The sequence below is a fragment of the Arthrobacter sp. PL16 genome (assembly GCF_035985055.1).
Taxonomy (GTDB): domain Bacteria; phylum Actinomycetota; class Actinomycetes; order Actinomycetales; family Micrococcaceae; genus Arthrobacter_D; species Arthrobacter_D cheniae.
On sequence record NZ_JAXCIC010000002.1, the window covers coordinates 208,571 to 222,191 of the forward strand.

At 68.5% G+C, this 13,621-nt stretch carries 14 protein-coding genes, 1 pseudogene and 1 riboswitch; of the genes and pseudogenes, 5 read left to right on the forward strand and 10 right to left on the reverse strand.

What is annotated here, in order from left to right; translation table 11 throughout:
- The first annotated feature begins 60 nt into the window (after positions 1-60).
- The 3 genes from RCH21_RS04685 to RCH21_RS04695 are packed head-to-tail and all read left to right on the forward strand — an operon-like array spanning position 61 to position 2,950.
- On the forward strand, positions 61-669 hold the full coding sequence (locus RCH21_RS04685) for an ECF transporter S component (RefSeq protein WP_120147419.1): 609 nt from the start codon (positions 61-63) through the stop codon (positions 667-669).
- Complete coding sequence (locus RCH21_RS04690) at positions 666-2,156, forward strand: ABC transporter ATP-binding protein (RefSeq protein ID WP_326963401.1); 1,491 nt, start codon at positions 666-668, stop codon at positions 2,154-2,156. The genes RCH21_RS04685 and RCH21_RS04690 overlap by 4 nt, the downstream gene beginning before the upstream one ends.
- Positions 2,153-2,950: an energy-coupling factor transporter transmembrane component T family protein gene (locus RCH21_RS04695; protein WP_326963402.1), complete on the forward strand. Its 798-nt coding sequence runs from the start codon at positions 2,153-2,155 to the stop codon at positions 2,948-2,950. The genes RCH21_RS04690 and RCH21_RS04695 overlap by 4 nt, the downstream gene beginning before the upstream one ends.
- A 131-nt stretch (positions 2,951-3,081) precedes the next feature.
- Here RCH21_RS04695 and RCH21_RS04700 read toward each other — a convergent pair whose 3' ends face one another.
- From RCH21_RS04700 to RCH21_RS04715, 4 genes are all read right to left on the reverse strand, one after another.
- Positions 3,082-3,819 carry an amino acid ABC transporter ATP-binding protein gene (locus RCH21_RS04700; RefSeq protein ID WP_120147416.1) on the reverse strand — a complete coding sequence of 246 codons (738 nt, stop codon included), beginning with the start codon at positions 3,817-3,819 and terminating at the stop codon, positions 3,082-3,084.
- Positions 3,816-4,580 (reverse strand): amino acid ABC transporter permease, encoded by a 765-nt coding sequence (locus RCH21_RS04705; RefSeq protein ID WP_120147415.1) that lies wholly within the window; start codon positions 4,578-4,580, stop codon positions 3,816-3,818. The genes RCH21_RS04700 and RCH21_RS04705 overlap by 4 nt, the downstream gene beginning before the upstream one ends.
- Positions 4,581-4,590: 10 nt before the next feature.
- Positions 4,591-5,508: an ABC transporter substrate-binding protein gene (locus RCH21_RS04710; protein ID WP_120147414.1), complete on the reverse strand. Its 918-nt coding sequence runs from the start codon at positions 5,506-5,508 to the stop codon at positions 4,591-4,593.
- A 172-nt stretch (positions 5,509-5,680) separates the two neighbouring features.
- Positions 5,681-5,798: riboswitch (SAM riboswitch) on the reverse strand.
- Positions 5,799-5,905: 107 nt separating this feature from the next.
- A complete protein-coding gene (locus RCH21_RS04715) occupies positions 5,906-6,784 on the reverse strand; it encodes an aminodeoxychorismate lyase (protein WP_326963403.1) in 879 nt (292 codons plus the stop codon).
- A gap of 253 nt (positions 6,785-7,037) precedes the next feature.
- Here RCH21_RS04715 and RCH21_RS04720 point away from each other — a divergent pair.
- Positions 7,038-7,310: pseudogene (locus RCH21_RS04720) on the forward strand (tetratricopeptide repeat protein); the annotation flags it as partial.
- A gap of 200 nt (positions 7,311-7,510) precedes the next feature.
- Positions 7,511-8,548, forward strand: coding sequence for a nitronate monooxygenase (locus RCH21_RS04725; protein WP_326963404.1), 1,038 nt, complete (start codon positions 7,511-7,513; stop codon positions 8,546-8,548).
- 67 nt (positions 8,549-8,615) lie between these two features.
- Here RCH21_RS04725 and RCH21_RS04730 read toward each other — a convergent pair whose 3' ends face one another.
- From RCH21_RS04730 to RCH21_RS04755, 6 genes are all read right to left on the reverse strand, one after another.
- The gene (locus tag RCH21_RS04730) at positions 8,616-9,224 is read right to left on the reverse strand and encodes a GNAT family N-acetyltransferase (protein WP_326963405.1); all 609 of its coding nucleotides are present in this window, start codon (positions 9,222-9,224) and stop codon (positions 8,616-8,618) included.
- A gap of 78 nt (positions 9,225-9,302) precedes the next feature.
- Complete coding sequence (locus RCH21_RS04735; protein WP_326963406.1) at positions 9,303-9,527, reverse strand: hypothetical protein; 225 nt, start codon at positions 9,525-9,527, stop codon at positions 9,303-9,305.
- Between the two features lie 124 nt (positions 9,528-9,651).
- Positions 9,652-11,718: an aminodeoxychorismate synthase component I gene (gene pabB / locus RCH21_RS04740; protein ID WP_326963407.1), complete on the reverse strand. Its 2,067-nt coding sequence runs from the start codon at positions 11,716-11,718 to the stop codon at positions 9,652-9,654.
- Positions 11,719-11,721: 3 nt separating this feature from the next.
- Complete coding sequence (locus RCH21_RS04745; protein WP_326963408.1) at positions 11,722-12,231, reverse strand: low molecular weight protein-tyrosine-phosphatase; 510 nt, start codon at positions 12,229-12,231, stop codon at positions 11,722-11,724.
- A gap of 26 nt (positions 12,232-12,257) precedes the next feature.
- The gene (locus tag RCH21_RS04750) at positions 12,258-13,055 is read right to left on the reverse strand and encodes a methyltransferase domain-containing protein (protein ID WP_326963409.1); all 798 of its coding nucleotides are present in this window, start codon (positions 13,053-13,055) and stop codon (positions 12,258-12,260) included.
- Positions 13,056-13,064: 9 nt separating this feature from the next.
- Positions 13,065-13,553 (reverse strand): MarR family winged helix-turn-helix transcriptional regulator, encoded by a 489-nt coding sequence (locus RCH21_RS04755; protein ID WP_326963410.1) that lies wholly within the window; start codon positions 13,551-13,553, stop codon positions 13,065-13,067.
- Between the last annotated feature and the right edge of the window lie 68 nt (positions 13,554-13,621).

Below are 13,621 nucleotides of genomic sequence, written 5' to 3' on the forward strand. Positions count from 1 at the left end.
GAGGGTGCTGCTTCGGCAGCGGCCGGCACTATCCCCTCCTGTACCTCAGGAGGAAACACCATGGCATCATCTACCGCACTCAAGGGCACCTTTGCGCAGACCAACCAGTGGCGGGTCGTCGACATCGTGGTGGCCTCGGTCATCGCCGTCGCCGTCGGCGTCCTGTTCTTCGCCTGGTCTGCCGGCTACTCCGGCATCAGCCTGCTCACAGCGGCCTTCCCGCCGCTCGCCGGTCTCTACTCCGGCGGCTGGCTCATCGCCGGCGTACTCGGCGGTCTGATCATCCGCAAGCCCGGCGCGGCCGTCTACTGCGAGGTCCTCGCGGCAGCCGTATCGGCCCTCATCGGCACCCAGTTCGGCATCCTCGTCCTCGTGTCCGGGCTCATCCAGGGACTCGGCGCCGAACTGGTCTTCCTGCTGTTCCTGTACCGGAAGTGGAACCTGCCCGTGGCGCTGCTCGCCGGCCTCGTCGCAGGTCTCGCCCTCGCCATCAGCGAGAACATCATGTACAACGCACTCTGGACCATCGAGTTCAAGGTCCTGTACACGGTCTTCGCCGCCATCTCGGGCATCGTCATCGCTGGTCTGCTGTCCTGGCTGGCGATGCGCGGGCTTGCCAAAACCGGCGTCCTGTCCTCCTTCGCGGCCGGCCGTACGGCGGACGTGTGACACCAGCCCACACACCGGACCCGGCAGCCGTGCACGTCAGCGCGCGGGGCTGGGGCTGGCGCCACGCCGGCCGGAAGGCCTTCGCTGCGCGCCACCTCGACCTGGACATCCAGGCGGGCGAGCGCGTGCTGCTCCTCGGCGCGTCCGGTGCAGGGAAGTCGACGGTGCTGCACGCGCTGGCAGGGGTACTCGGGTCCAGCGACGAAGGTGAGCAGGAGGGCGAACTCCTGCTCGACGGCGCGCACCCCGCCACCGTGAGGGGCCGCGCAGGCCTCGTCCTGCAGGACCCGGAGACGCAGGTAGTCCTCGCACGGGTGGGCGACGAGGTGGCTTTCGCGGCCGAGAACCTCGCCGTACCCCGGGATGAGATCTGGCAGCGCGTGGAACGGGCGCTCGACGACGTCGGGCTGGACCTTCCGCTCGATCATCCGACCACCGCACTGTCGGGTGGCCAGAAGCAGCGGCTCGCGCTCGCGGCCGTCCTTGCCATGGAACCGGGGTTGCTCCTGCTCGACGAGCCCACCGCCAACCTTGACCCGGACGGCGTCCTCGAGGTTCGTGACGCCGTCGTCCGCGTCCTCGAGCGCACCGGGGCCACGCTCGTCGTCGTCGAGCACCGCGTTGCGGTGTGGGCCGACGTCGTCGACCGGGTGATCGTGCTCGACGCCGGGGGAGGAGTGCTCGCGGACGGCGCACCGGCCACGGTGCTGGTACAGGAGGCGACGCGGACACGGCTCGCGGAAGCGGGCGTGTGGGTGCCGGACTGGCAGCCCGCTGTCGGTGGGACCACGCCGGGCGCAGGCGGCGAAGTGCTGCTGTCCGCCACGGACATCACCGTTGCCCGCACGAAGCGTGGTCCCACTGCCGTCGGGCCCCTCGATCTCACGGTCCATGCGGCACACGCCCTCAGCATCACCGGGCCCAATGGTGCCGGGAAGTCGACGGCGGCACTGACGCTCGGGGGCCTGCTGCGCCCGCGGGCCGGAGGCGTGGAGGCGTCGCCGAGCCTGGCAGGATCGGCGGGCGCGGATCCGTTCCGCTGGCGCTCGTCGCAGCTCGTGCAGCGCATCGGCACGGTGTTCCAGGAGCCCGAGCACCAGTTCCTCACCGCGAGCGTCTTGGCTGAACTCGAGTTCGGCCCGCAGAGGGTCGGTGCTGCCGTGAATCCGGGGCGGACCGCCGAACTCGCCGAACGGCTCCGCCTCACCCACCTGCTGGGAGCCAATCCCTTCACCCTCTCCGGCGGGGAGAAGCGGCGCCTGTCCGTGGCGACGATGCTCGCTACCGCTCCGCGGATCCTCATCCTCGACGAGCCGACGTTCGGACAGGATGCCCTGACCTGGGCGGAGCTCGTGACCCTGCTACGGGAACTGATCGACGACGGAGTGGCCGTCCTGTCGGTGACCCATGACGCCGAGTTCATCGAGGCCCTGGGGGGTGCCACCCTGCACGTCTCCGGTGGAGCGGGACGGCTGGTGTCCCCGTGAGCACCGACTACCTGACTCCGGTCCTCACCGGCAGGACGCTCCTGCGGGCGAATCCCCTGTCGAAGCTGTTCGCCGCCGTCGCCATCACCCTCGCCCTGCTCGTGAGTATCGACTGGGTGAGCGCCGCGGTTGTCCTGGCCTGCGAGCTCGCGCTCATGCCGCTCCTGGGCATCAGTCTGTGGGGACTCGCCCGGCGGATCTGGCCACTCCTCATCGCCGCTGCGGTCGGCGCCTACGGAACCGCGCTGCTCGCCGAGAAGAGCGGCGGTGTCCTGGTCGATGCCGGGCCGTTCCTCTTCACCGAGGGCTCCGTCGCATCGGGCATCGCCGTCGGGCTGCGGAGCCTGGCGCTCGCGCTTCCCGGCATCTTCGTCCTGCTGACCACGGACCCCACGGACCTCGCCGACGCCCTCGCACAGAAGCTGCACCTGCCGCACCGGTTCGTCCTCGGCGGGCTGGCGTCCCTGCGGCTCGTGGGGCTGCTCGTGGAGCAGTGGCAATCGCTGGGGCTCGCGCGGCATGCACGGGGAATCGGCTCGGACGGATCGCTGGTCGCGCGGACCCGCAACCTGCTGGGGCAGTCCTTCGGTCTGATCGTGCAGGCCATCCGTCGAGCCACCCGGCTGGCGACGGCGATGGAGGCTCGCGGTTTCGGGGGCGATACGCGCACGTGGGCGCGTGAGAGTACGTTCTCGGGCCTCGACGCCGTCGTCGCCGTCGTCGGACTCCTGATCGCAGTGGGCGCCGTGACGGCGGCCGTCCTCGCCGGGACATGGAACTTCATCCTGTCCTGACCGGCTCGGGGACCGGTCGGACGCAGAGAAGTGGCCGGACGCAGAGAAGTGGCCGGACACGGAGAAGTCGCCGGACGCGGAACGGCCGCGACAGGTTCGCCTGTCGCGGCCGTCGGGTGACTCCGGTGCTGCTAGAGCACGTCCGAGAGGAACGAGCGCAGGCGCGGCGTCTGCGCATCGTCGAAGATTGCGGCCGGGGGGCCGGATTCGACGACCACGCCGCCATCCATGAAGGTCACGGTGTCGGAGACGTTGCGGGAAAAGCCCATCTCGTGCGTGACGACGACCATGGTCATGCCAGCCGTAGCGAGATCCGCCATCAGGGCCAGGACGCCCTTGACGAGCTCCGGGTCCAGGGCGGAGGTCGCTTCGTCGAAGAACATCACCTCGGGATCCATGGCCAGGGCCCGGGCGATCGCGACGCGCTGCTGCTGTCCACCGGACAGGTTGCCCGGACGGACATCGGCCTTGTGCCTCAGGCCCACGAGGTCCAGCTGGGCGAGGGCCTTCTCCCGCGCCTCGCCGGCGGACATCCGGCGGAGCTTCCGGAGGGCCAGCGAGACGTTCTCCAGCACCGTCTTGTGCGGGAAGAGGTTGAACTGCTGGAACACCATCCCAATACGCCGACGCAGCTCGTCCGGGTTGTCCTTGAGGACGGACCGTCCGTCGAGCAGGATGTCCCCCTCGTCCGGTTCGATCAGTCGGTTCAGGACGCGCAGGAGCGTCGACTTCCCGGAGCCGGACGGGCCGATGACGGACGCCGTCGTCCCCTGCTCCACGTGCAGGTCGATACCTCGCAGCACATGGTTGGTGCCGAAGGACAGGTGCAGGTTCTGCCCCGTCAGGGTTCCCGATTCGATGGTCGTCACGCCTTTGCTCCTTCGCCGATCCTCGCGGCCAGTTCATCCGGTTCGGGCTTCTGCTTCTTGCCCACGCGGAGTCGGTTGTCGATGAAGTTGACCAGGTGGGTCAGCGGAATGGTCAGGCACAGGTACAACACGCCGGCCGCGATGAGCGGCGACAGGTTGCCGGTGTTGCTGGCGGCGTCGTTACCGACCCGGAAGAGCTCGCGCTCACTGGCGACGAGACCGATGAAGTAGATCAGCGACGACTCCTTGATGAGCGAGATGAACTGGTTCACCAGGGCGGGCAGCACGCGCCGCACGCCCTGGGGGACCACGACGAGCTGCATGGACGAGCTGTAACTGAAGCCCAGGGCACGCGAGGCCTCCAACTGACCCTTCTCCACGCTCTGGATGCCGGAACGGAAGATCTCCCCGATGTAGGCCGAAGCAATCAGCGACAGGGCGAGGATGCCCAGGGGGTACGGGCTGGTGCTGCCCGTGATCTGCCGGAGGATCGGACCGAGCCCCAGACCGATGAGCAGGATGATCACGACGGCGGGCAGTCCGCGGAAGATGTCCGTATAGATGCGTGCGATCCATCGCAGCACCCGGTTCCGTGAGATCCCCATGATCGCGAGGACCATGCCGACGACCGTGCCGATGATCCCCGAGGCCAGGGCGAGCATGAGCGTGTTCGGCAGGCCGACGGTCAGGAGGTCGGGCAGGACGGCGGCCATCGCCTCCCAGTCGAAGAAGGTCTTGCCGAGCTGTTCCAGGGCGTCCATGCAGGGACCGCTACTTTACTTCCACGGCTTTGCTGCCGGGCTTCCAGTCGGAGGGCATCTCGCGGTCCGGGTACCACTCCTTGGTGAGTTCCGTCCAGGTGCCGTCGGCGACGACGGCGTCGAGGCCCGCGTTGAGGGCATCGATGAGCGGCTGGTTCTCGCTGTTCACGGCATACGCGGTGAAGTTCTCCGTGTTGATGATCGTCTCGGCGATCGTGGTGTCGTCGCCTTCCTTCACCTGTCCGGTGGCCTGCTGCGACGGCGCTACCCACGCGTCCACCTGGCCGTTCTTCACGTTGGCATACACGGTGTTGTAGTCCGGGAAGCGCACGGGCTCGAGGCCCAGGGTGTTGGAGACGTAGTCGTCCTGGACGGTGCCCTGGACCACACCGATGCGGGTGCCCTCGGACAGGGAATCGAAGCCGGTGACCGGGGAGCCGTTCTTGGCGACGACGGCCATGTAGCCGAAGTCGTAGCCGTTGGTGAAGCCGACGTTCTCGCGGCGTGCCTCGGTCGTGGAGATCGACGACGATCCGACGTCGTACTGCTTGTTCTGCACCTGGGCGAGGAGCGCGGAGAAGTCGGTGGAGGCGAACTCCACCTCGAGGCCGAGCTTGTCGCCGATGGCGCGCAGCAGCTCGTTGTCGTAGCCGGTGAAGACGCCGTCCTCCAGGAAGATGTTCGGCGGCGCGTCCGACAGCGTCCCGACGCGCAGCGTGCCGTCGGTGATGAGGCCGAGTTCCGCCGTGTCGATCTCCTCGACCGGGGTGGTGGTCTCGGTGGTGTACTTGTCCAGCGACTGCTGGTCGCTGCCGGCCAGGGCGTCGGTGGTCTCGGCGGGTTCGCTGCTGCTGCTGTTGCCGCAGGAAACCGTCAGGGCGAGGAGGGGGACGGCGAGTGCCGCGAGGACCTTGCGGGAGATGTTCATGATGTCCTTGTTCGGTGCTGGCCCGGGTACGGGCGATGGATCGGGTTCTTCCGGGATGCCGCATGGCGGCAGGGGGAACGCTGCTGGTTGCTGGGTGACACGCTCGCTGTTCTGGGCTGTGCGCGTAGTAGCGGGCCGTAGGTCCCGATGGATCCGGAACAGGGGCCGCACGACGCCGTACTTGCCTACCGGGGGACTTGGCCCGGCGGCCGAATCTTCACCTGGAGCACCCCACTACGGGAGAGGGTTGCTGTCCAGCCGGCCAGGGCCGATGGCTGGAACTCTTGATTTCATGAAAACGCTATGGCAGCACGGAGGTCCCGGTCAAAACGCGGGACCGGCGAAACCAGCGTTTGACGTAGGAAAAGGGTCATTCAGCGTCATTTTGTGGTGAGGATTACACGAAACGATCGACAAGCTCGGTGAGTTCGGCGGTCAGGGCTGCGGAGGTACGGAGCTCCTGGCCGTCGAGGACCAGGACGGGCACGAGGAGCCGGATGCTCGAGATGAGCCAGACGGCGTCGGCGTCGAGGAGGTCGTCGGGTTCGAGCGGGCCGTAGCCGAGCTCCCAGCCCTGCTCCTTGGCGGCCGCGAAGAGCGCACTCTGGGATGTGCCCGCCAGGATGCCGCTCTCGAGCTGCGGAGTGAGGAGCGTCTTCTGCCCATCCCGGTCGTAGGCCAGAAGGACCGTCGACGTCGGGCCCTCCAGCACCTTGCCGTCGGAGGAGGTGAAGATGACGTCGTCTGCTCCATTGGCCCTCGCGTGGCGGACGGCTGCCATATTGACGGCGTAGGAGAGGGTCTTGGCGCCCATCAGCAGCCACGGTGCGCGCTGGGCGATGGTGCTGTCGTAGCCCCGCTCGAGGAAGAGGACCTTCAGGCCCGCCTTTCGCTGCGCCAGCGTCGATGCGGGAACGGGTGCCACCTGCACCCACGCCGTCGCCCGTCCGGCACCTTCGACTCCGCGGGTGGCGATGAGCTTCACGACGGCATCGCCCTGATCCGGTTCCGCGGCGGCGAACTCGCGCAGGCCGGTGCGGATCGCGCGGCTCCAGGCGTTGGCGTCGGGCACGTCCAGGTCGAGGGCCGCGGCCGACGACGCAAGCCGGCTCAGGTGGGCCTGTTCCTTGCGCGGGGAGCCGTCGACGGCCAGCATCGATTCGAAGATCCCGTCGCCGCGGGTGGCGCCGAGATCGGTGGCCATGAGCTGCGGTTGCGAGGCATCGACGACCTTCCCGTCGTCGTAGGCCGGGTCAAGGAACACGAGAACAGTCATGGCTGACAGCGTAGCGGCAGGGCGCACGGTGCCGCAGGCCCCCAGCGGATGCCTCGAGCCGCGTCCCGGCCTTCGTCTACCGCAACATCCTCGTCCTCGCGGCGCTGATCGCATAAGGTCCGAAGGACCTTCTCTGTCCCGAGGCGATCGCCGTCAGCTCCGGGTGGGCGCCGTCGCTGTCGTCGGACAGACTGGGACGATGACCCTCGACGACGAGCTCGACCGCATCTTCCGGGTTCGCGACCGCTCCGACATGCGACCCACCATCGCCGCCCTGCTGCCCCTCCTCGAGGTGCATCCGCATCAGGCCCGGGTACTGTACGAGGTCGGTGGAGCCTACGACACGGCAGGGGAGGAAATCCTCGCCTGCTCGTTCTACGAGCGCGCCCTCGCGGCAGGACTCTCCGGGGACCTGCTCCGCCGCTGCTACCTCCAGTACGGCTCGACGCTCCGCAACCTCGGACAGCATGACCGGGCACTGGAGGTCTTCGACCGTGCGCGCCGTGCCTTCCCTGCTTCGCCGTCGCTGGCTGCCTTCGAAGCTCTCTCGCTGCACGCGGCAGGTCTGCCCGATCGTGCTTTCGCGCCCTGCTCGATGCGTTCGCCGACGCGGTTCATGCACCCGATATCGACCACTACAAGGCTGCACTGCGGGCGAACGCGGACTATCTTCGGAGCATGGGCAGGACGTGAGGTGCGGCCGGTTCTCGGGAGAGGTGGAACGGGATGGCAGCAGGAACCGTGCACGGCCGGCACTTCTCCCTTGACGTGCTCACCGTGCCCGTCGTGCAGGCGCCGATGGCGGGCGGGCCCTCCACTCCGAGGTTGGCCGCCGCCGTCAGTACTTCCGGAGGGCTCGGTTTCCTCGCCGCGGGGTACAAGTCGGCCGACGCGGTACGGGCCGAGATCCTTGCCACCCGCTCGCTCACCGGAGCCCCGTTCGGGGTGAACGTGTTCGTCCCGCAGCCTTCCGTCGCCGATTCGACGGCCGTCGCGGACTACGCGGAGTCGCTGCGGGCAGATGCCGCCGCACTGACGACGACGCTCGGGCGCGCACGATACGACGACGACGACTGGGCGAATAAGATCGACGTGCTGCTCGAGCTCGCTCCGGACGTCGTGTCCTTCACCTTCGACATCCCGGTGTCCGGAGTGATGGAGGCGCTGACGACGGCGGGTGTCGCCGTCGTCCTGACCGTCACGTCCCGCGCCGAAGCGTATCGGGCTGTCGAATCGGGAGCCCGTGCCCTGTGCGTGCAGGGTCCGGAGGCCGGCGGGCACCGCGGGACCTTCGACCCGACGTCGGAACCGGAGGTGACGCCGCTCCTCCAGTTGATCGAGGAGCTCCGGGATGTACCCGTGCCGCTCATCGCCGCCGGCGGTGTCGTGACGGGCGAGGACACGCGCGTCGTCCTGTCGCGCGGAGCGGCCGCCGTGCAGGCGGGGACCGCGTTCCTCCGGGCCGACGAAGCGGGGACGAAGACGGCGCACCGGGCAGCGCTGATGTCCGGTGAGTTCATCTCGACGTCGGTCACGAAGGCGTTCTCAGGCCGCTACGCGCGTGGGCTCGCGAACGGATTCATGCGTGACCACGATCATGATGCGCCCTTCGGCTATCCCGAAGTGCACCACCTCACCACGCCCCTCCGGGCGGCAGCGGCGGCAGTCGGGGACGCACACCGCCTCAATCTCTGGGCGGGCATGAACTTCGGCAGGACCATGACCGGCAGCGCGGAAGCCATCCTCGCGTCACTGCGGCCCTGAGAGCTCGGTGCTCACGGTGGATGGCTGCGGTCGGTCCCGCCTGGGACGGGCAGAAGGAGCCGACGGATCAGGCATGGCGCGTCATCCTGTGGAGGAGTCCGTCGCGCACCATGGGCCACTCGTGGACGAGGATCGAGTAGACGACGGTGTCGCGCAGTTCGCCGTTCCGGGCTCGGGTGTGGCTCCGAAGGACGCCGTCCTGCTTCGCGCCGAGCCGGGCGATCGCCTCGCGCGACTGGTGGTTCAGCCAGTGTGTCCGGAACTCGACGGCCGGACACCGGAACACCTCGAAGGCATGTCGCAACAGCAGGTATTTCGACTCCGTGTTGGTGCCGGTCCGCTGGGCCGAGGCGGCGTTCCAGGTGGAGCCGATCTCGACGCGCGGGGTGTCCTGGTCGATGTTCATGTAGGTGGTCATGCCGATGATCCTGCCGGGCGCTCCTGTAGCCTCGTCGGCTGATCGGGCGGTGAAGGGGAGCATGGAGCCCCTGTCCTGCAGGGTGAGACGACGGTCGATCTCCTGCTGCATGCCTTCAGGGGTCGGCACCGAGGTGTACCAGAGGTTCCAGAGCTCACCATCCCTGGCGGCCTCGACGAGCCCGTCGTGATGTTCGCGAGCGAGGGGTTCGAGGACCACGCGGGTGCCGTGGAGGGTGGTCGGCTTGAGATCAGTCATGTACCGACAGTAGTTCGGGCTCGCCGTCGCCCGAGGGTTGACCTGGAACTGGAACTGGAACGGCCCGGCCTTCGGCGATCACGTGAGACCTGGCTGCAGGGCGTCGACCGCGTCGAGGACCGCGAGCGACGGCAGGTCCGCCATCGCTGCGACCACGGCGAGGGGCTCACCGCTGCTGACGGCCGACGCGACGGCTACCTGGAGTTCTGTCACGGGGAAGGGATCTGCTGCGGGGTGCAGCCCCTCGGTGGAAGTGCTCGAGCGCGCCGCGGCGACGACCCGTTCAAGATGGCTCGAACTCATGATGTCTCCTCTACGTCGATGCATTCAGTTTCACTCTGGGTCATCAAGCTGGGAAGAAACGGGACGGCACCTGCGAGGTCTTGCCCTGCGGCCCCTGGTGTGGACGGACGGGCAGGCGCACAGGTCAGTCGGACGCCGCCGGAAAGTCTGCCCCCAGCGCCGACAGGACGCCGCGAGCCTTGGTCCGCACCTCGTTCCACTCGTCCTCGGGGTCGGAGTCGGCGGTGATTGCCCCGCCCACACCGAGCGTGAGATGCGTGCCGCCGTCGTCCTCCCTGAGCACGAGCGTGCGGATGACGACGGCGAGGTCCGTGGCGCCCGTGAGGCTGAAGTACCCCGCCGCCCCCGAGTAGGGTCCGCGCGGCACCTGCTCGAGGCCGTCGAGGATGGCCATGGTGCTGATCTTGGGCGCACCCGTCATCGAACCGGCAGGGAACGCCGAGGCGACGACGCCGGCGCGGGTGCTGCCCGGCCGGAGACGCGCATCGATGGTGCTGACCATCTGGTGCACGGTGGCGTAGGTCTCGACGTCGCACAGCCTGCTGACCGTGACCGAGCCGGGCACCGCGTGGTGTGAGAGGTCGTTGCGGAGGAGATCCACGATCATGATGTTCTCGGCGCGGTCCTTCGTCGACGTCCTCAGGTCCTCGAGCAGCGCCGCGTCCTCCGTGCCGTCCGAGGAGCGGCCGCGGGTTCCCTTGATCGGTTCGGCCCGCATCGCACCGTCGGACGTCAGCCTGAGGAACCGCTCCGGGGACGTGCTCGCGACGGCGAATCCCGGGAAGCGGAGGTAGTGGGCGAAGGGGGCCGGGCTGACGGTGCGGAGGCGGAGATATGCCTGCAGCGGATCGAATTGTTGCACGACCGCGGAGAGTGAGGTCGTCAGGCATACCTCGTAGGTGTTGCCGTCGGCGATCTCGGCCTGCGCCCGCCGGATCTTTGCGAGGTATTCCTCGCGGGTATCCCGTCCTGCGAAGGAGGGGACGGGCAGGGGAGCCGACGCCGGCACGGGTCCGGGTGCGGGTCCGGGTGCGGCAACGGCTTGCCGCGCCTGTGCCAGCCAGGCCTCGCGCTCCGCATCGGGTCGCCCGTCGGTGAGCGTCAGGAGGAACAGGGTGCCTTCGGCGTGATCGATGACGACGGCCCTTCCGGCGAAGATGAGCGCGGAGTCAGGAAGGGCGTCAGCAGCAGGCGGGGAGGAGTTGCCGCCGGTCTCCCGCTTCAGCTCGTAGCCGAGGTACCCGAGCCACCCCAGGCCGAACTCGCACGCGAGGCCCTCCGGTACCCGGACCGCGCGACGCCCCCATACGTCGTCGAGCCACCGGAAGAAGGGCTCCCGGATGCGGGTGGTCACGGCACCGGCACTGATCTCGGTGATGCCATCCCTGTGGATGGCCTGCTGACCGAAGGCCCCACCTGCATCCGCCATGATGCTGAAGCGGTTCCGCCCGGGCTCGGCACCGGTGCCTTTCGGGGCGCCTGCGGCATCGGAACTGTCGAGCCAGGCCGACGCGGCGGACCCTGCGTACAGCGCGCGGAACAGTGCTGCGGGTTCCGGGTCCGCATCGATGCGCTCGCAGTCCAGCGTCAACCCGCGCCGCCCGGCCCGTTCCGGAGCCAGGAGCACGGCACAGGCGGGAAGGGCTGTGAGGGCGAGGCGTACGGATCGTGGCGATGGCGCGTTCAGGTGGCCCTGCACGACGACGTCGGCGGCCTCACGGGGATCGTCACCCGCCAGCCACCGGCTTTCCTGGTCGGCCCAGCGCTGCCAGAAGGGCGCGTACGTCTCTCCGTCGCGGCCGATGGCCGTGCGGTGCCGCACCTCGGCATCGGCCTCGACCCAGATCACGGCGTCGAGATGGACCCGTGCCGCAGCAGCTGCCGACCCCACGCCTTCCAGCAGGACGATCTCCGCGGTCGCCGTCGTGCGCTCCGGCCCGTCCCGTCCCTCCTCCCAGTCCCAGGCGTTCCACCGTGCCGGGCGGCCTGATCGGAGGGGGAGGAGGACACGCTCCACATAGCGGGCGATACCGTCGTCGAGCCCGTCCCAGCCCGGATAGATGTCCTCGAGGTGGAAGACGGTGACGCTGTGGTGCTCGCGGAGGAGGGCGGCGAGTTCGAGGGCGAGGGTCGTCTTGCCTGCACCGGACCGGCCGTCGACGGCGATGAGGAGGGGCATGAGCGAGGACATGGCTCAGGCGTCCGGCTCCCCGCCGTCGAGCTCGTGCCGCACGTATCGGACCACGCCTTCGACAGCGCCGTCGACCATCCGCCACGTGGCGTCGAAGTCGCGGGCGTCGCCGTACCAGGGATCGTAGATACCGAGTTCTTCGAGATCGGTATCCGTCGTCGAGGGATCGAATTCGCGCAGGAGGTGGATCCTGTCGCGGGATTCGTCGTCCGGCGCTCCCGCGCGGAGCACGCGGTAGTGGTCCAGGTCGAGGGCGAGGATGAGGTCACGCTCCCGGTACCAGCCCGGTTCGAACTGGCGGGCGCGGTGCAGGTGGCTCTCTATGCCGAGCTCGGTCAGCTTCGTCGCCGCGCGCTCGTCGATGGGCCTGCCGACCTCCCCTCCGGTGGTCCCGGCGGAATCGACGACGACGTCGTTCGCCATTCCGGCCCTCCCGAAGGCATGGGTCAACATGAGCTCGGCCATGGGGGAGCGGCAGATGTTGCCGGTGCAGACGGTGACGATGCGGTACATGCTCCCAGCCTACGCAGGCGCGGACGTCATCCCCGCGCTAGTATCTCGACGCTCGGCATCAGGAACAGGCCGTCGTCCTTGCGCGCCCACCTGCGCCATCCCTCCGCCAGCCGTTGAAGGGTGTCCTGGTCGGCGAGGCCGCGCTCCAGCGTCTGTTCGGCGAAGGCGGAGTGGAGCACGCGCTCGGCCCACGAATCCGCCAGGAACCGGCGGTCCTCGCCGGAGGCGTACGTCCAGTTCGACGACGACACCTCGACGTGCGCGAACCCGGCTGAGGATGCCCAGGACCCGAGGCGTCGGCCAGCGTCGGGCTCGCCGCGGTTGCCTCGGGCCAGCCGTCCGTAGAGTTCCCGCCATTCGTCGAGCTCCTCGACCGCCGGATACCAGGTCATGGCGCCGAAATCCGCCTCGCGCACGGCCACGATCCCGTCGGACCGGACCACGCGTCGCATCTCGCGGAGCGCGGCCACCGGGTCGGCGAGGTGCTGGAGGACCTGATGCGCATGGATCACGTCGAAGGACTCGTCGGTTGCGTCGAGGTCGTAGACGTTGCCCTCACGGAAGCTGAGGTTCATGACGTCGGCGTAGGCGCCGGAGGCCTGCGCAACCACGTCCGCCGAGCTGTCGATGCCCACCACCGAGCCGGGGGCGACGATGTCCGCGAACCCCGCCGTGATGCTTCCGGGGCCGCAACCGATGTCCAGCAGGTCCATCCCTGCTTCGAGAAACGGCTCGAGGTAGGCGGCCGACGATGCAACGGTGCGCGCAGCATGCGCCGCGGTCACGCTGGGGTGGTGTCCGTGGGAGTAGACCTCGTCTTCCATCCTTGGAGACTAACCCGACGAAGGGCTGTCAGTCAGCGTCGCGCCGTTCCGCGCTTCATTCTTCGCTGCGACCGTCGCATCCGTTATCTTCTGCATCATGTCGTGCAGCAGGGCCAACTGCTCCTCCGAATACTGGTCGAAGACGTCGTTGATGTGGCGTGCGAGGGGCGCGAACAGCAGGGCGCCTGTGGTGCGCGCCTTGTCCGTCAGGTGGAGGTGCACCTGTCGCCGGTCGACGTCGCTCCGCCGCCGCGTGACGTGGCCTGCGGAGTCGAGGCGGTCCACCAACGCCGTGGTGGCCGGTGAACTCAGGTTGAGTTCCTCACGCAGCAGGCCGGGTGTCACCGTCAGGCCCGCCCGCGCCGCCCCCATCATGATGCTCAGGGCATGAAGATCGGTGCGGTAGAGACTGTCGCGCTCACTTGCGACGTCGACATACCGGTCCGTCTCGACGGTGAACTGCCTCATGAGAGCCATGAGCTGTTCCCTCGTGGCCATGATTCCTCGCCTTCTTTTCGTCCAGTTTAGGCGGGCGTACATATCTCCATTGTGGATATACTTGTCTG

Excerpts from the sequence above, each read along its gene's own strand:
- RCH21_RS04685 (WP_120147419.1), top strand. The coding sequence starts at position 61 with ATGGCATCATCTACCGCACTCAAGGGCACCTTTGCGCAGACCAACCAG.
- RCH21_RS04705 (WP_120147415.1), bottom strand. The coding sequence starts at position 4,580 with ATGGACGCCCTGGAACAGCTCGGCAAGACCTTCTTCGACTGGGAGGCG.
- RCH21_RS04710 (WP_120147414.1), bottom strand. The coding sequence starts at position 5,508 with ATGAACATCTCCCGCAAGGTCCTCGCGGCACTCGCCGTCCCCCTCCTC.
- RCH21_RS04715 (WP_326963403.1), bottom strand. The coding sequence starts at position 6,784 with ATGACTGTTCTCGTGTTCCTTGACCCGGCCTACGACGACGGGAAGGTC.
- RCH21_RS04725 (WP_326963404.1), top strand. The coding sequence starts at position 7,511 with ATGGCAGCAGGAACCGTGCACGGCCGGCACTTCTCCCTTGACGTGCTC.
- RCH21_RS04730 (WP_326963405.1), bottom strand. The coding sequence starts at position 9,224 with ATGACTGATCTCAAGCCGACCACCCTCCACGGCACCCGCGTGGTCCTC.
- RCH21_RS04735 (WP_326963406.1), bottom strand. The coding sequence starts at position 9,527 with ATGAGTTCGAGCCATCTTGAACGGGTCGTCGCCGCGGCGCGCTCGAGC.
- pabB (WP_326963407.1), bottom strand. The coding sequence starts at position 11,718 with ATGTCCTCGCTCATGCCCCTCCTCATCGCCGTCGACGGCCGGTCCGGT.
- RCH21_RS04745 (WP_326963408.1), bottom strand. The coding sequence starts at position 12,231 with ATGTACCGCATCGTCACCGTCTGCACCGGCAACATCTGCCGCTCCCCC.
- RCH21_RS04750 (WP_326963409.1), bottom strand. The coding sequence starts at position 13,055 with ATGGAAGACGAGGTCTACTCCCACGGACACCACCCCAGCGTGACCGCG.
- RCH21_RS04755 (WP_326963410.1), bottom strand. The coding sequence starts at position 13,553 with ATGGCCACGAGGGAACAGCTCATGGCTCTCATGAGGCAGTTCACCGTC.